Below are 16,914 nucleotides of genomic sequence, written 5' to 3' on the forward strand. Positions count from 1 at the left end.
CCCGACAGGCGGGGCAGAGCGCTTTGGTTACTTTGCCGCTTTTGCAAAGTGACTCGCTGTAAGAGCGAAACCATAAGTAGCCGTTACCGAAGAAACGGATATGTACTCAAACCAATCGCCAAAAAAAACGGCCTCATCTGGAGGCCGTCTTTCATCACATCTCAACGCTTAGGTGCGCATCCCGCGCCCACTCACCAGCAACCGCGCACACCCCACATACAGCACCACAGTCGCCACCAGCATAAAGGTGATCGCCACACTGATCTTGATATCCGAAACGCCCAGGATCCCATAGCGAAACGCGTTAACCATATGCAACACCGGGTTAGCCAACGACACCGTCTGCCAGAACGGCGGCAGCAAGGTGATCGAATAAAACACCCCACCCAGATACGTCAGCGGCGTCAGAACAAACGTCGGAATAATCGAAATATCATCAAAGTTGCGCGCAAACACCGCATTGATGAACCCCAGCAACGAAAAGATAGTCGCCGTCAGCACCACCACCAGCAAGGTGATCCCCAGGTGATGCACCTGCAAATGGGTAAAGAACAGCGACAGCAACGTCACAATCACCCCAACCATCAACCCGCGCAGCACACCGCCCAGGGTGTAGCCGATCAAAATCGTATGAGGCGACACCGGCGACACCATCAATTCCTCGATGGACCGCTGGAACTTGCTGCCAAAAAAGCTCGACACCACGTTGCCGTAGGAGTTGGTAATCACCGACATCATGATCAACCCTGGCACGATGTACTCCATATAGGTGAATCCACCCATATCACCAATCTGCCGACCAATCAGGTTACCGAAGATCACGAAGTACAAAACCATGGTGATCGCCGGCGGCAGCAAGGTCTGCGGCCAGATCCGGGTAAAGCGCTTCACTTCGCGATAAACGATGGTCTGCAGCGCGACAAGGTTGGGTTGCAGTTCCGAACTCATACCGCCACCTTCGCCAGATTTTTCTCCACCAGGGACACAAACAACTCCTCAAGGCGATTGGTTTTGTTACGCAGGCTCAGCACCTCGATGTTCTGGGTAGCCAGTTGGCCAAACAGCGCGGTGATGCCCACGGCTTTGTCCACCTGGACTTCCAGGGTGTGGCTGTCCACCAGGCGATTCGGGTAGCCGATCAACTGGGGCGCAACCGTCATGTCGTTTTTCAGGTCGAGCAGGAAGGTCTCGACGTGCAACTGGCTCAGCAAATTACGCATGCTGGTGTTTTCGACAATGGTGCCGTGGTCGATGATGCCGATGTTGCGGCACAGCTGCTCAGCCTCTTCCAGGTAGTGCGTGGTGAGGATGATGGTGATGCCTTTCTGGTTCAGCTCGGTGAGAAACGTCCACATCGAACGACGCAGCTCGATGTCCACGCCCGCCGTCGGCTCGTCGAGGATCAGCAGGCGCGGTTCGTGAACCAGGGCGCGAGCGATCATCAAGCGGCGCTTCATGCCCCCGGACAGGGAACGCGAAGGCACGTCGCGCTTGTCCCACAAGCCCAGTTGCGTGAGGTATTGCTCGGCGCGTTCCTTGGCGATCTTCGGCGGGATGCCGTAGTAACCGGCCTGGGTCACGACGATGTCGAAGGTCTTTTCAAACTGGTTGAAGTTGAACTCCTGGGGCACCACGCCGATGCTGCGCTTGAGCGCCGCCGGGGATTTGTCCAGGTCGTTGCCAAAGATGTTCACCGTACCGGTGGTCTTGTTGACCAGGGTCGAGAGAATCCCGATGGTGGTGGATTTGCCGGCGCCATTGGGGCCGAGCAAGGCGAAGAAATCACCTTCGGCGACGTCCAGATCGATACCACTCAGGGCCTGGAAACCGTTGCCGTAGGTTTTGGTTAGCTGCCGGATGGACAGAGCGGAACTCATATCGGATTACGCACCAAAGAAGAGGAATAGAATTGTTACATGAGGGCAGACCGCACGGAATACAACGGCTGCGCGTGACAAGCATGGTGCTTGTCCGCGCCGCACAAGTACAGTAACCCGTATTAATAGTCGGTATCAGGTCAACGCGGTCATGACCGATTTCTGATAGGCCGGGCGCTGGCGCAGCCGCTGGTACCAGGCTTCCAGGTTAGGCATCGACGGGCGTTCGATGGGCATTTCGAACCAGGCATAAATGAAGCTGCCCAAGGGAATATCACCCATGCCGATCTCGCTGCCGGAGAGGTAAGGTTGCGTGGCCAAGGCCTGATCCACCGTCTGCAAAACGTCGATGCAGGCCTGGCGACCGGCGTTGATGGTGTCCCAGTTCTGTTTTTCAGCCGGGGTTCGCAGCACGCCCCAGAACACGGTCTTGAACGGTTCGGCCAGGGTCGAGGTGGTCCAGTCCATCCACTTTTCCGCGTTGGCCCGGGCTTGCAGCTCGCTGGGGTACCAGTTCGAATCCGGCGCATGTTTGGCGGCCAGGTAGCGCACGATGGTGTTGGATTCCCACAGCACAAAATCGCCATCTTCAATCATCGGCACCCGGCCATTGGGGTTCCGCGCGCGGTATTGCGGCGTGTCGACCACACCAAAAGCCCCACCCGCATCAATTGCCTCATAGTCCAGGCCGAGCTCCTCGGCGCACCACAGTGCTTTCCTGACATTTGACGAATTTTTACGACCCCAGATTTTCAGCATGACCGCCCCGATTTTGAAAAAGATGGTTGGATAAATGCCGGGGCAGCATACGCCGGATCACGTCCGGCTTAAATCACTCTGCATGTCCCCCAGCAGGATCGGCATCTGCTCGCCAAACAGGTGCGGGTAACATTTCTGGATGTGGGCGAAGAAAAATTCCTCGGGCACCTCGGCAAATTGCCCATGGTCCACCACGTACTCCATGGAGCGCTGGCCCTTGCGGTTGAAGGCGTGGAAAACACTGTCATGAATGCCATCGAAATCCAGCGGCGGCACATCGAACAGTTCGCACAGTTGCTGATTGAACGCCGGCGTGGCCTTGACCCAACGGCCGTCCAGATACAACTCGGTATAGCCATGCATGGCAAATACGTCACTTCTGAGCAGCTCGATCAAACGGGGCGTCGAGAGGTGGTTACGCACGTCGGCCAGGCCGATGCGCGCCGGGATCCCGCAGTGCCTTGCGCACGCCGCCAGCAATGTTGCCTTGGGCACGCAATAACTCTCGCCGGCCGCCAGTGCGAAGCTCGCGCTGAGGGTTTGCGGGTCGCGACTGAAGGTATAGGGGTTATAGCGCACCGCCTCGCGCACAGCGTAGTAAAGACTGACTGCCTGGTCACGAAGTGCGGCACTCGAACCGCGATGTTTTTCGGCGAACTCCACCACCGCAGGGTGGTCACTATCGATGAAGCGGCCGGGATTCAAGTACGCATTCATGAGGTTAATCTCAGAGAGCAAGCCCTGAGTCTAACCACAGGCATGCACCTGGGATAACGACGATTCGGCCAAATGTCGGCGCCTGGTGCTGATCATTGCCGGCACACCACGTAACACCCTCGTCACCCCGCTTGTTCGGATGCCGACTAAGCTCTGAGGTGATTTCGCACCTGGTTTCACGGAGGATTGAATATGCTGTTGTTGTGGATACTGGTTCTGGTGGTGGGCATTGCCTACCTGGCGCACCGGCGCATCGCGCCCCTGCCCGCCATCGGCGTGGTCGCCGTCTACCTGTTGGCGATGGGCGCCTTCAGCCACGCACCAGGCTGGTTGCTGCTGATCTTCTGGATGCTGATCGCCGTGGTAGCCGCCCCGCTGCTGCTGCCGGACCTGCGCCGCAAGTACTTCACCGCGCCGCTGTTCAACTGGTTCCAGAAAGTCCTGCCGCCGATGTCCGAGACCGAGCGCGACGCCATCGACGCCGGCACCGTGTGGTGGGATGGCGAGCTGTTCAGCGGCCGCCCCGACTGGGACAAGCTGCTGGCCTATCCCAAGGCGCAACTGACTGAAGAAGAACAAGCCTTCATCGACGGCCCTACCGAAGAACTGTGCGCCATGGTCACCGACTGGGAAATCGGCCAGGCCATGGACTTGCCACCCGCTGCCTGGGAACACATCAAGCAGCATGGCTTTTTTGCCCTGATCATCCCCAAGGAGTTCGGCGGCAAAGGCTTCTCCGCCTATGCCCACTCCCAGGTCGCGATGAAGCTGGCGACCCGCAGCGGCGACCTCGCCTCCACGGTCATGGTCCCCAACTCCCTGGGCCCGGCCGAATTGCTGCTGCACTACGGCACCGATGAACAACGCAACCATTACCTGCCACGCCTGGCCCGTGGCGACGATATCCCGTGCTTTGCCCTGACCGGCCCACTGGCCGGTTCCGATGCTGGCTCCATGCCCGACACCGGGGTGATCTGCAAAGGCGAATGGGAAGGCAAGGAAACCCTCGGCCTGCGCCTGAACTGGGAAAAACGCTACATCACCCTCGGCCCGGTAGCGACGTTGCTCGGCCTGGCCTTCAAGGCCCATGACCCGGATCATCTGCTGGGCGACAAAGAAGACCTGGGCATCAGCCTCGCGCTGATCCCCACCGACACCCCGGGTGTTGAAATTGGCCGCCGTCACCTGCCACTGGGCGCCGCGTTCATGAACGGCCCCAACTCCGGCAAGGATGTTTTCATTCCGCTGGAATTCCTGATCGGTGGCCAGGAAATGCTCGGCAAGGGCTGGATGATGCTGATGAACTGCCTGTCGGTAGGCCGTTCGATTTCCCTGCCTGCCGTCGGAACGGGCGCGGCCAAGTTCACCAGCCTGGTGACCGGCCAGTACGCCCAGGTGCGTGAGCAGTTCAACGTACCGCTGGCGGCCTTTGAAGGCATCCAGGAAGCCCTGGCCCGCATCGGCGGCAACGCGTGGCTGATGGACAGCGCGCGGATGCTCACCGCCAACGCGGTCGACCTGGGGGAGAAACCCTCGGTACTGTCGGCGATCCTCAAGTACCACCTGACCGAACGCGGCCGCGAATGCATCAGCCACGCGATGGACGTGCACGGCGGCAAGGGCATCATCATGGGCCCCAACAACTACCTGGGCCGCAGCTGGCAAGGCGCGCCGATCTTCATCACCGTGGAAGGCGCGAATATCCTCTCGCGCAACCTGATGATCTTCGGCCAGGGTGCGATTCGTTGCCATCCGTTCGTCCTCAAGGAAATGGCCCTGGCCGGTCGCGAAGACCATGACCAGGCGCTGAAGGAATTCGACGGCCTGCTGCTGCAGCACATCGGCTTTGCCGTAGGCAACGCCGCCAGCACCCTGGTGTTGAACCTCGGTTTCGGTCACTTCGAAAAGGCTCCGGGCAACAGCCTGAGCCAGGGCTATTTCCGCGCACTCAACCGTCAGGCCGCGGCGTTTGCGATGCTGGCGGACCTGAGCATGATGCTGCTGGGCGGCGAGTTGAAACGACGCGAACGCCTGTCGGCACGTCTTGGTGATGTGCTGAGCCACATGTACCTGGCATCGGCTGCACTCAAGCGTTATCACGACCTGGATTCGCCAGACCACCTGGAACCGCTGTTCGCCTGGGCCATGGAAGAGAGCCTTGGCCACTCCGAGCGTGCACTGGATGAACTGCTGACCAACTTCCCGAGCAAGGTGCTGGGTTGTCTGTTGCGGGTGATCGTGTTCCCGTTCGGCCGCCGTCATAAAGGCCCGTCCGATGCGCTGGATGCCGAGGTGGCCGCAGTGCTTGGTCGCGCCAAGGGTGACCCGACCCTGGAAGCGGTGCTGGCTGGCTGCTATCGCCCACAGTCTGCAGAAGATCCGGTGGGCGCCCTGCAACATGCCTACGACCTGTTGGCCGACAGCCATCCGTTGCAGAAAAAACTCCACGAAGGCCTCAAGAGCGGCCAGGTCAAACCGACCGCGGGCGAACACGCCATCGATGCCGCGCTGCATGCCGGCGTGCTGCAACCGGCCGAGGCGCAGACCCTGCGTGACGCTGAAGCGGCGCGGCGCAAGGTGATCGACGTGGATGATTTCAGCAAGGAAGAGCTGAGCCAGGCTGAGGGAAAAGTCCGCTGATCCCAGCGGTCATATAAAAACGGGTAGAGTGCCCTGCCTCACAAATACTGATCCCTTTTGACGGCGTCTGTTGTCGTCATGCTGCGTTGCCGCTCCTCGCCATAGCAAGCTATGACTCGTCGCGGCGCCTTGCCTGACAACAACAGCCACTCGTCAAAAGGAATCGTATTTGTGAGGCAAGGCACCGAGCTATATACTCTCGCGCCCGTTTTGCTCTTGAGGACTTATCTCGTGTCCAACGTCGTTGCCGATCATCTCGTCTTGCTCGACCACCTGCGCAGCATCCTGGTTGCCGTCGGCGAAGCCGAACAGGTTCCCGAGGAAAGCCACCTCCTGTTCCTGGAGCGCTTCGATGAACTGCGCGCCTTGCTGCCCATCGACCCGATCGAAAGCCAGTACCTGGGCCAGGACATGATGAGCCAGGTCATCCTGCGCTATCCGCAAATTGCTCACCTGGTGCCACGCGATCTGCTGTGGTTCTTCGGTGGCGACTGCCTGCACTTCATGCCCGACGACGAGCTGGACCTGTACCAGGCCCTGGAAGAACGTCGCTTCGAAGCTGAACAGAACGACGAACCGTTCGACTGGAACCAGGAAAAGCAGTTGTTGGCCATGTCCAATGACCAGCCCAAGCACTGATTTCAGGGCTAACGCAGATCAAATGTGGGAGCGGCGGTGCGACGGTTCGACTTGCTCGCGAATGCGGTGGTTCAGTCAATATTTTAGGTGACTGAACCACCGCATTCGCGAGCAAGCCCGCTCCCACATTTAAACTGTATTCCTACCGTTTCTTCAGTGTCGGCTCTTTGGCCATGCACTCCACCAGATAATCAATAAACACCCGCAACTTCGGCGGCAGGTACCGCGTCGGCGAATGCAGTAACCACGCATCCCCGTGGTACGACGCAATGAAATCCCACCCCGGCAACACCTGCACCACCTCCCCCGCCTCCAGCGCATGCCGCGCCGTGAAATACGGCAAGCTGCCAATCCCCACATGTTGCAATACCGCATCCAGCCGCACGCCTGTGTGATTCGCCGCATACCGCCCGCGCACGCCCACCGTCACCGCCTTGCTGCCCTGGCGAAACTTCCAGCGCGCATCCCCCGGCGTCTCACCCAGGTAGATGCAACTGTGCTCCAGCAAATCATGGGGATGCTGCGGCGTACCGTGCTCCGCCAGGTACCGCGGCGTGGCGCAGATCAAATGCTCGATCGGCAGCAACTGGCGCCCCACCAACCCCGGCGGCGGGCTGTCGGTGATGCGGATGCTCAGGTCGACATTGTCGTCAATCAGGTCCACATGCCGGTCCTCCAGGATCAACTGCACGTCGACCTTGGGATAACGCCGCAAAAACTCCGGCATATGCGGATGCACCACAAAACGCCCTACCGCCTTGGGCACGCTGACCCGCACCAGCCCTTCGGCTTCATGGGTGTATTGGCCGCTGATTTCCATCACCGACCGCGCAGCACTGACCATTTCCTGGCAGCGCTTGAACACCTCTTCGCCGCCTTCGCTGAGGCGCAATTTGCGCGTGGTGCGTTGCAACAGGCGAGTCGCCAGGGCCTTTTCCAGGCGTGAGATGCTGCGGCTCACGGAGGACGGTGATGCTCCCAGTTGGCGCGCGGCCTCGGAGAAGCTGCCGGTTTCCACCACCTTGACGAAAATCGCCATTTCGCCCAGCAGCGGCAAGGGAAGATTGATGCTCATGACGCACAAGTCCATTGAGATTTGAACGGATTATCACCCATTGGCGCACTTCTTATACTGCCGGTTAGAAACCCTGATGCGGATATAAATGATGACCCAGCGCCTGTTTTTTACCCATGACCACCTGAATGCCGAACTTGAAGTGCTGGGATGCACACCTTTTGATAACCAGTTTGCGGTAATCCTGCAGTCCACAATCTTCCATCCACAAGGTGGCGGCCAGCCCTGCGACACCGGCTGGCTCGGGGAAAGCCAGGTGTTGAAGGTGGTGCAGGAAGGCGATCATGTCGTGCATTACGTAGACCGCCCCGTGGCTCCCGGCGTGATCCAGGCACGCGTCGATGAAGACCGCCGCACCTTGCACACGCGCCTGCACTCGGCCGGGCATCTGATCGGCAATGCCGGTGAAACCCTGGGCTGGATGCCGATCAAGGCTCATCACTGGCCGGGCGAAGGCAAGATCACCTTTATTCGCGGCACCTCGGCCCAGGCCATGGACGCCGAGGCGATCCAGCGGCAAGTCGACCAATGGATCGCCGCCAACCTGCCGCGCCATATGGCCCTGGATGACGGTACGCGGCAAGTGGGTTTTGGCGACCTGCCGGCCTATGCCTGCGGCGGCACGCATGTGCAGGCATTGGGGGACGTGGGTCAGGTGACGATCCTGGCCCTCTCCGAGAAAAAGGGTGCATTGTCGGTGCGCTATACCCTGAACTGACTAAACCGCAATCGCCCCCGCCCTGCCCGGTTCCACCACAAACGACTTGAGGGTCGAGACGCTGGCGTTCGGATCCCGGGGATCGGAAATCACCCGGAAGTTCGTCAGCATATTCCTCTCCTCAAGCGCCACCGACACATAGCCGCGCTGGCGGCTGTCGAAAAACTTCACATGGGGATTGAGGGGCAGGATCGCACTGAACGCATCAAATGGTGGCCCGTCAGACGTCACCGACGTGCCGACAAACTCGGTCGCGACCACGGGCGAATCCGGATTCCCTGCGTCAGCGTGCAGGTCCGTCGTCCAGAACGAGTGAATATCGCCGCCCCAGAACACCGGGTTATTCACCTTTCTGCGCACCATCGACGCAAGCATCCGCTCACGGTTGGCCATGTAACCATCCCAGCCATCGGTCCAGCGGCCGGGCTTGTGGTTGGTCAGGTCACGTTGCGTGAGCGGCGCGACCAACAGGTCCTGCGCGATCACGTTCCATTGTGCCCGGGACTCGGCAAAACCCTGATCCAGCCAAGCCTCCTGCTCCCAGCCGAGCATGGTGCGACGGGGATCGCGCAGGTCAGCACAGGTGTTCGCGGCTACATGTCCCTTGTGGCTGCCATTGGCCAGGATGCATGGCTGCTCGGAGCGGTACTGACGCCCATCCAGCACATGGAAACGCGCCAGCCGGCCGTAGTCCAAACGCCGATAGAGGCGCATGTCCGGCCCGCGCGGCAGGCTGCTGGCCCGCAGCGGCATGTGCTCGTAGAAGGCCTGGTAGGCCGCCGCCCGCTGCTTGAGAAAACTCGTCACCGGGATGCTCGGGTCCTGGGACCACTGGCTGGCATAGTCGTTTTGCACTTCGTGATCGTCCCAGGTGACCACACTGGGCGCCGCAGCATGCAGTGCCTGCAAATCCGGATCGGTCTTGTACAGGGCGTAGCGGTTGCGGTAATCCACCAGATTCAACGCATTGCCGCTGCCGTGGGGGCGAATGATCTTGCCGGAATCAGCCGCGTAGGAACTGTCATAGATGTAATCCCCGAGGAAAAACACCAGGTCAGGCTGCTCGGCGGCCAAATGCCGATAGGCGCTGAAGTAGCCTCGCTCCCAATGGGAGCAGGAGACAAAACCCAGCTGCGCCGATGCCATGGCATGCACCGCCGGCGCAGTGCGCGACTGGCCCACCGGGCTTTGCGCACCGAGGCCTTCGAACTGGTACCAGTAAGGTCGACCCGCCTCCAGCCCGGCGACTTCCACATGCACCGAATGGGCGAAACGCTCGCTGGCCATCACCTCGCCCTGGCGCACAACGCGCGTCATCGCTGCATCGCGGGCCACCTTCCAGCGCACCGGCACCGCGCGGCTCAGGCCACCCCGACCGTCGGCGGCATTGAACAGCGGCGCGAGGCGTGTCCAGATCACGAAACCATCAGGCAATGGATCGCCTGACGCCACACCAAGGGTGAAGGGATAGTCGATGCCTGCACTACGGGCAAACGGGCTGAGGATCGAAAACGCCGTGGCAACTGCAAGCCCGCCCAGTACGCGACGGCGATCGTGATTCACACTCATCAACTGCGCTCCTTCCAAGCATCCCGCACCGACCAAAACAAATGCTTGTGTAGCGTTCTTACCACTGGCAGCAGGGTGGATAAATGCGGCAGTGCAATGCTCATGCAGGCGGACTCGCGAAATAAATTCTCCAAGAATGTACCCGCGTCGTGTCAGTTTCATTACGTAGATAAATAGACCCACGAGTCGTCTGTAAGACGCGTCCTAGAGCCTTAAAAGCTTAAATTAAAGTTAACCATTCGGTCATTTTTGGTTGCTAGCGTGTCGCCCCTAATCAACTGCGGGGTAGCGGAATGAGAACTTGGGATGAACCCAAAAAACGCAAGGCACACATCGAACTGATCCCGATGATCGACGTGATGATGTTCCTGTTGGTGTTTTTTGTACTGGTGAGTTTGAACGTGATTCCGGCCCTGGGCATGAAGACTCAGCTGCCGAGCGCCAGCAGTTCACAGCAGCTCAAGCCGCAAAATAAATTCATCCTGACCCTGGGCCTGGAAGGTCAGCTGCAGCTCGATGGCAAGGACCTGACCGTCGACGCGCTGGTGCCTGCACTCAAGGCCGGCGAGAAGCCAGACACCAAGTCGACGATCATCGTCAACAGCGACAAAGGCGTGGAAGTGTCGCGCCTGGTCGAGGTGATGGACACCCTGCGCCTGGGTGGCTTTACCTCTGTCTCCATCGCCACGAAAAAGTCCTGATCATGTATGCCTTGTTTCGTGCGCGTCGGCTGCTGGGCAGTGTCCCGGCCCTGATCGCCCTGGTGCTGATTGCACTGGGTATCCAGTCCCAACCCCTGAAGATCCAGCCGCAGTACGACGAGTCGGCGGTTGAACTCGCGCTGGTCGAGCCCGAGCCGGAAGTGGTCCCCGAGCCCGTGGTGGAAGAACCGCCGCCACCGCCGCCGGTGATCGAAGACGAGGAGGCCGAACCTGCCCCTCCGCCTCCGCCCCCCAAGCCGATCCCCAAACCACTGCCAAAGCCTGAGCCCAAGCCAAAACCGGTGCCCAAGCCCGTGGTCGCCAAGCCAACGCCTGTGCCTGCGCCAGCTCCGGTGGCCGCCAAGCCGGTGCAAGCCGCTCCCACGCCAGCACCCGCTGCGCCACCGGCGCCGCCGAAAGTCGACGGCCAGGCACTGGAAGGCGGCTACCTCAAGGGCTTGCGCAACGAGTTGGACACCTACAAGCAATACCCCACCGGGCGCCAGGCGTCCCTTGAACGCCCGAGTGGCGAGGTGGTGGTCTGGTTAATGGTGGACCGCCAAGGCCGCGTCCTCGACTCCGGGATCCAGACCCCGGCGCCGAGCATGCTGCTCAACCGGGCCGCCACCAACAGCCTGCGCCGTATCAAGCAGGTGAAACCGTTCCCCGAACAAGCCTTCGGTGGACGTAACGAGCAGCGCTTCACCGCCACCTTCAACTACAGCGTGCAATAAGCACACACCACCAGGACGACAGTGATGAAGTTCACCCGGATTCATCTGGCACTCGTTGCCGCGACGAGCATGACCCATGGAGTGGTCATGGCAGATACCAGCGACAGTGACGTCGGGACTATTGGGGTACAGGGCAAGGCAACCGCTGGGGGCGGTTACATGGTCCAGGAAGAGAGCGCCAAGGGCCGCTCGACCATCACCAAGGAAGCATTGGACAAACAGACGGCCACTGGCAACGCCATCGACAAGCTCAAGTACACCCCGGGCCTGAACATCTCCAGTGAAGACAACACCGGCCTCTCGGGCTTCCGCTTCACCATGCGCGGCATGAACTCCGACCAGGTCGGTATGTCGGTGGACGGCATGCCGATCAACGACTCCGGCAACTACGCGTTGTACTCCAACCTGTTGGGCGACCCGGAAAACATCGACCAGATTTTCGTCACCCAGGGCTCGTCGGAAGCCGACGGCCCGCACATCGGTTCCAGCGGCGGCAACATCGGCATCGTGACCATTCGCCCCACCAAGGAAACCGGTGCCTTCGTCAAGCAAGTGGTCGGCAGCAACGCCACCCGCAAGACCTTCGCCCGCCTCAATACCGGTGAAGTCAACGGCCTGAGCAACTGGCTGTCGGCCTCCCACACCGAAGGCCAGATGTGGCGCGGCTCGGGTGCCGTACGTGCGGACAAGGTGGAGTGGAACAGCTTCTTCGACGCCGGCAACGGCAACACCGCCAACCTGATCCTCAAGTACCACGAGCAGGACAACAACAGTTACAGCCAGTTGACCAAGGCACAGTTCCAGCAGTACGGCCGCAAGTACGACCCGTACCCGGCGACACCGGCGGTGGGCGCCAACGGCAAGGTCAGCAGCTACTACGACCTGGCGCAGAACCCGTTCCAGACCTTTACCGCCGTGCTCAACACCCAGTACAAGCTGAGCGACAACCTGTCCCTCTCGGTGATCCCGTATTACTACTACGGCAACGGCAGCGGCGTGGGCTCCTCGGCCTATGCGCTGAACAGTGGCTCGAACAAGGGCGGCGTTTTCGACCTCGGCAACCTGCCGACACAGGCTCAATACAACGCCGACGGTTCCGCGACCACCGGCGTCTACTACCGCCCTTCGCGCACCCAGACCTGGCGCCCGGGCATCACCACCAAGCTGAACTGGGACCTGGGCGACCACAGCCTGCAATTCGGCTACTGGTATGAACGCGCCCGCCAAAGCCAGACCCAACCGTTCATTGCCCTCAAGAACAACGGCAAGCCAAGCGATACCTGGCCCGACGGCAACTCCGTGGTCGACGCCAACGGCAACACCGTACAGGGTCGCGACCGCTACACCGTGACGCCGGCGCAAAAGGTCTGGACCCAGGACACCTGGTACATCAACTCGGACTGGACGTTGATCGCGGGCATTGCCTACATGAACGTCGAGCGTGACGGCACCAACCACGGCAGCCTCACCGAGCAACCCGGCAAGGCCAGCCAGACCTACAACAAACTGCTGCCCAACGCCGGCCTGAAATACCAGCTCGACGAGCGTGACCAGTTGTTCTACAGCCTGTCGCGCAACATGCGTATTCCACAGAACTACGTGCTGTACGACAAAGGCGTCGGCTCCCTCGACTCCAAGCCGGAACTCAGCTGGAACCAGGAACTGGGCTGGCGCTACACCGGCGAAGACAGCACCCTCGCCGCGACCCTGTTCTACATGCAGTTCAAGAATCGCCAGCTCACCTCCCTGGACAGCAACGGTGATTCCGCCGACATCAACGCCGGCACCGTCATCAACAAAGGCCTGGAACTGGAGTGGAGCGGCAAGCTGCCGCACAACTTCAACTACTACACCTCCTACACCTACACCAGCTCCAAGCAGCAGGACGACCTGACCGTCTACAGCGCCGGCAAGCCGATCGTGCTGCCCACCAGCGGCAAGCAGTTCGCCAACGTGCCGACCAACATGCTGGCGGCCAACATCGGCTATGACGACGGGCGCTTCTACGGCACCTTCGGCGGCAAGTTCACCAGCAAGCTCTATGGCGACCTGACCAACGACGAAGCCATCTCCGCCCGCACCATCTTCAACCTCGGCGCCGGTATCTACCTGCCGGTGGACAAGAAAGTCGTCAAGGACGCAACCCTGCGCCTGAACGTCGACAACCTGTTCGACAAGAAGTACCTGGACGGCGTGTACACCACCAAGACCAACTCGGCGAGCTACAGCGGTTTCCGCGATGGCGACCCGGCCTACATCGTTGGGCTTGACCGCACCGTCACCGTTTCCCTGGAAGCCAATTTCTAACTGCGAGGCTCAGCATCATGGACATGAACCTGCTTCACCAAATCACCTTTTATGTGATGTACGCCGCACTGGCGATTGCAATCTTCATCACCATCGAACGTGGCATCTACTTCGCCTACGTGCGCCGCCAGGCCCGTGCATTGACCGAAGTGCTGGGCGCCAATGTGCACAGCGAACGCGACCTGCCGGAAAACCTGACTCGCCGTGACAGCCTGCCGCTGAGCATGGTGCTGCCGATCCTGGCGCAGAAGGCGTCCCATGGTTCGCGCAAGGACCTGGACGACGAGATCGAAACCCAGTACCTCAAGACCCGCGCGCCGCTGTCGCGCAGCCTGTGGATCATCGAAACCATCACCACCGCCGCGCCGCTGCTCGGCCTGTTGGGGACCATCCTCGGCATCATCGACACCTTCAAGGCGCTGGCCAGTGCCGGTGTGTCCGACCCGGGCCAGATTTCCGGTGGTATCGGTACGGCCCTGTTCGCCACGGGTTTGGGTATCGCCATCGCGCTGTTCTGCGTGGTGTTCCACAACTTCTTCCAGGACAGCCTGGAGCGTATCAACGACCAGCTGAAAATCCTGCTGATCCGCGCGGCAACCGGTGCCCGCGTGCAGGGTGAAGTGCCGCACCTGGTACCGACCCCGCTGCACACCCGCACTGCGTGACCTTCCCGGGGCGGGCGCATCATGCGCCCGCCCTTTTTTTGCCCGATGAGACGCCTATGTCCATATCGCTGAAATTACGTATCGCCGGCCTTGCAGGCCTGCTCCTCAGTCCGCTTGCCCAGGCGGACTTTTCAATTCCGGGATTTGAGTTGGTACACACCGTGCCAGTGGACACCCAACTTGGCACCGCCGATCTGCGCCAGCCCGGCCCCGTGTGGATCCAGCTGTTCGACGGCGCGAAAAGCCGCATCGACATCGGCCAGTTCTACGCGGCCGACCATCCTGGCTCGGTGATGGACAAGGTGATTGAACACCTGGAAGCCGCCGGCAAACGCGGGGTGAAAATTCGCTTCCTGCTGGAAGAAAAAGGCGTGCGGCTGTCGGAAGCCTCGACCCTGGAGCGCCTGAAAGCCATTCCCAACCTGACCTTCCGCATCCTGCCCTATGGCAAGCTGAGTGGCGGGATCATCCACGCCAAGTATATGGTTGTGGATGGCAAGCAGGCGTTTATCGGCAGCCAGAACTTCGACTGGCGTTCGCTGGAGCATATCCACGAAACCGGGCTGTTGATCAGTGATGCAAATGTCGTCGCCCAGACCCAGGCCATTTTTGAACAGGACTGGCAGGCCCAGGCTGCGTTGGCCGACAACCAGCCTGTTGCCCTGCCCGCCACAGGCGCCACACCGGCACGCACCGGCAACTACCTGGTAGCCAGCCCCCAGCGCTACAACCCGCCGGGTGTGGGTGATTCGCAGCTGGAACTGCCACGTCTGCTGGGCGAGGCGAAAAAGGAAGTGCGCGTACAACTGCTGGACTACGCGCCGCTGTCCTATGGACCTGACAGAACCCGGCCTTACTACGCGATGATCGACAATGCAGTGCGTGCAGCGGCAGCGCGCGGGGTCTCGATCAAGTTGATGGTATCCAACTGGAACACCGAAGCGCTGGAATTGCCGTACCTGAAAAGCCTGGCGGTGCTGCCGAATGTCGAGGTCAAGATCGTCACGCTGCCCGAGGCCAAGCAAGGATTCATTCCTTATGCGCGGGTGATCCACAGCAAGACCATGGAAATCGACGGGCAAGTGGCGTGGGTGGGCACCAGTAACTGGCTGGGGGGTTATTTCGATAACTCGCGCAACCTGGAAGTGGTGATGCGCAGTGAAGCGATGGCCAAGCGCGTGGGAGATTTACACGAACAGCTGTGGGACGGGCCGTACGCCAAGGCACTGGACGCGACAAGCGAGTACCCGGAGCCGCATCCGGGCAAGCCGTGAGCCGTTGCCTGCAAATCCCATGATTTGCGGGCAATGTCACATTGCCAGATATGAATGTTGCACTTTTCCGCCGTTGCGCTGACCAACCCTGCACACCTCATGGATGGAGAGCAGGGATGAACACCACACGCAATGGACTGTACGGTACGGCGCTGGTTTGGGCGGCCATCGGGCTGGCAGGTTGTGCCAATTCCATGACCTCCACCGGGGTGCCGGGGGTGAAGATGGGCGACAGCTATGAGCAGGTACTCGCCGTGGTCAGCCGTGACAATACGGTGACCAGGAAGATCGACGGGCAGGGATTCCGGGCTGAGGGTTACTCGCAGACGTTCAAGGATTGTCGCAGTACATATTTTATCTTCCAGGGCGCCGATGGCTTGCAGATGGTCAGCCATGAGCCCGCGCCGCATCTGTCGGTCAGCCAGAACTGCCGCCAGCCATGAGCACTTTACGTGTCATTCCCGCCCTGTTCCTGTTGCTCCTCAGCGGCTGTGGCCAGGTATATAACGTCCGCTCCCTCAACACCGCCTATACAGCGCCACCGTCTGCCGAGACGGCGCGCTTGCGCATTATCAGCGACGGCATGGTGCGCGCAGTGCCCGGGCGCGATTGTCTGGACTGGAATGTTCCCGGAGCAGGCGTGATGGTGTCCGCCAAATCCGGCTTCGCCGACCGCAATGGCGCAAGCCTGGGGATGCCGGGGCCGATTTACACCTGGGACGGTGCGGTGTCGTCCGAACAGGTGATTCCGGCGAACACGCCCATTGCCTTTCATTACCTTGGGTTGCCGCAATATGGCCGGCAATGTTTCAACACCATGACCTTTATCCCCAAGCCCGGCATGGACTACATGGTGCGAGCATCAATGTCCGGGAGTTGCTCATTCGAGCTTGCTGAGCTGCCGAAAGGTGCCGAACGATGGAGTCCGATTGAACCGACGCCGTCGGGAAGGCTGTCGATGTGCCACGCGATGGATAATTTCTAGCGGTACAAACGCAACGTGGGCCGGGGCATTGCACTCCAGCTCACAAAAAACCCACAAACAAAAACGCCGATCATTGCTGATCGGCGTTTTCGTTAAATATGGAGCGGGAAACGAGACTCGAACTCGCGACCCCGACCTTGGCAAGGTCGTGCTCTACCAACTGAGCTATTCCCGCAAATGGCGTCCCCTAGGGGACTCGAACCCCTGTTACCGCCGTGAAAGGGCGGTGTCCTAGGCCACTAGACGAAGGGGAC

Annotated in this window: 16 protein-coding genes and 2 tRNA genes; 10 read left to right on the forward strand and 8 right to left on the reverse strand. The window is 60.4% G+C overall.

Annotated elements, in window-relative coordinates:
• Positions 1-168: 168 nt before the first annotated feature.
• From AC3WKX_RS32060 to AC3WKX_RS32075, 4 genes are all read right to left on the reverse strand, one after another.
• Positions 169-948, reverse strand: a complete 780-nt coding sequence (locus AC3WKX_RS32060; RefSeq protein WP_003217229.1) for an ABC transporter permease — start codon at positions 946-948, stop codon at positions 169-171.
• Entirely contained in the window at positions 945-1,877 is a 933-nt protein-coding gene (locus tag AC3WKX_RS32065; RefSeq protein ID WP_003217227.1) for an ABC transporter ATP-binding protein, read from the reverse strand. Before AC3WKX_RS32065 ends, AC3WKX_RS32060 begins: the two co-directional genes overlap by 4 nt.
• A gap of 135 nt (positions 1,878-2,012) precedes the next feature.
• The gene (locus tag AC3WKX_RS32070; protein ID WP_102369632.1) at positions 2,013-2,636 is read right to left on the reverse strand and encodes a glutathione S-transferase family protein; all 624 of its coding nucleotides are present in this window, start codon (positions 2,634-2,636) and stop codon (positions 2,013-2,015) included.
• 57 nt (positions 2,637-2,693) lie between these two features.
• Positions 2,694-3,353 (reverse strand): transglutaminase-like domain-containing protein, encoded by a 660-nt coding sequence (locus tag AC3WKX_RS32075; RefSeq protein WP_102369633.1) that lies wholly within the window; start codon positions 3,351-3,353, stop codon positions 2,694-2,696.
• 192 nt (positions 3,354-3,545) lie between these two features.
• On the opposite strand from AC3WKX_RS32075, the gene AC3WKX_RS32080 reads away from it, so the two are divergent.
• Positions 3,546-5,993 carry an acyl-CoA dehydrogenase gene (locus AC3WKX_RS32080; RefSeq protein WP_102606507.1) on the forward strand — a complete coding sequence of 816 codons (2,448 nt, stop codon included), beginning with the start codon at positions 3,546-3,548 and terminating at the stop codon, positions 5,991-5,993.
• 231 nt (positions 5,994-6,224) lie between these two features.
• Entirely contained in the window at positions 6,225-6,632 is a 408-nt protein-coding gene (locus AC3WKX_RS32085; RefSeq protein ID WP_003217220.1) for a PA2817 family protein, read from the forward strand.
• A 142-nt stretch (positions 6,633-6,774) separates the two neighbouring features.
• Here the strand turns inward: AC3WKX_RS32085 and AC3WKX_RS32090 are convergent, their stop codons facing one another.
• On the reverse strand, positions 6,775-7,707 hold the full coding sequence (locus tag AC3WKX_RS32090) for a LysR family transcriptional regulator (protein WP_003217218.1): 933 nt from the start codon (positions 7,705-7,707) through the stop codon (positions 6,775-6,777).
• Positions 7,708-7,798: 91 nt separating this feature from the next.
• Here AC3WKX_RS32090 and AC3WKX_RS32095 point away from each other — a divergent pair, with 91 nt between their 5' ends.
• Complete coding sequence (locus AC3WKX_RS32095; protein ID WP_102606456.1) at positions 7,799-8,425, forward strand: alanyl-tRNA editing protein; 627 nt, start codon at positions 7,799-7,801, stop codon at positions 8,423-8,425.
• Here the strand turns inward: AC3WKX_RS32095 and AC3WKX_RS32100 are convergent, their stop codons facing one another.
• Positions 8,426-9,994: an alkaline phosphatase D family protein gene (locus AC3WKX_RS32100; protein ID WP_102606455.1), complete on the reverse strand. Its 1,569-nt coding sequence runs from the start codon at positions 9,992-9,994 to the stop codon at positions 8,426-8,428.
• Positions 9,995-10,287: 293 nt separating this feature from the next.
• Here AC3WKX_RS32100 and AC3WKX_RS32105 point away from each other — a divergent pair, with 293 nt between their 5' ends.
• From AC3WKX_RS32105 to AC3WKX_RS32135, 7 genes are all read left to right on the forward strand, one after another.
• Positions 10,288-10,695 (forward strand): ExbD/TolR family protein, encoded by a 408-nt coding sequence (locus AC3WKX_RS32105; protein WP_003217209.1) that lies wholly within the window; start codon positions 10,288-10,290, stop codon positions 10,693-10,695.
• 2 nt (positions 10,696-10,697) lie between these two features.
• Entirely contained in the window at positions 10,698-11,429 is a 732-nt protein-coding gene (locus AC3WKX_RS32110) for an energy transducer TonB family protein (protein ID WP_102606454.1), read from the forward strand.
• A 24-nt stretch (positions 11,430-11,453) separates the two neighbouring features.
• Positions 11,454-13,736 carry a TonB-dependent receptor gene (locus AC3WKX_RS32115; RefSeq protein ID WP_008431274.1) on the forward strand — a complete coding sequence of 761 codons (2,283 nt, stop codon included), beginning with the start codon at positions 11,454-11,456 and terminating at the stop codon, positions 13,734-13,736.
• A gap of 17 nt (positions 13,737-13,753) precedes the next feature.
• Positions 13,754-14,401 (forward strand): MotA/TolQ/ExbB proton channel family protein, encoded by a 648-nt coding sequence (locus AC3WKX_RS32120; protein WP_003217203.1) that lies wholly within the window; start codon positions 13,754-13,756, stop codon positions 14,399-14,401.
• Positions 14,402-14,457: 56 nt separating this feature from the next.
• Positions 14,458-15,675, forward strand: coding sequence for a phospholipase D-like domain-containing protein (locus AC3WKX_RS32125; RefSeq protein WP_102606453.1), 1,218 nt, complete (start codon positions 14,458-14,460; stop codon positions 15,673-15,675).
• A 116-nt stretch (positions 15,676-15,791) separates the two neighbouring features.
• Positions 15,792-16,118 carry a hypothetical protein gene (locus tag AC3WKX_RS32130; protein WP_102606452.1) on the forward strand — a complete coding sequence of 109 codons (327 nt, stop codon included), beginning with the start codon at positions 15,792-15,794 and terminating at the stop codon, positions 16,116-16,118.
• Positions 16,115-16,660, forward strand: coding sequence for a hypothetical protein (locus tag AC3WKX_RS32135; protein WP_102606451.1), 546 nt, complete (start codon positions 16,115-16,117; stop codon positions 16,658-16,660). The genes AC3WKX_RS32130 and AC3WKX_RS32135 overlap by 4 nt, the downstream gene beginning before the upstream one ends.
• A gap of 99 nt (positions 16,661-16,759) precedes the next feature.
• Here the strand turns inward: AC3WKX_RS32135 and AC3WKX_RS32140 are convergent.
• Together AC3WKX_RS32140 and AC3WKX_RS32145 are read right to left on the reverse strand one after the other, a co-directional pair.
• Positions 16,760-16,835, reverse strand: a tRNA-Gly gene (locus tag AC3WKX_RS32140).
• A gap of 3 nt (positions 16,836-16,838) precedes the next feature.
• Positions 16,839-16,914 (reverse strand) — tRNA-Glu (locus AC3WKX_RS32145).

This window comes from Pseudomonas sp. GP01-A4, assembly GCF_058780865.1.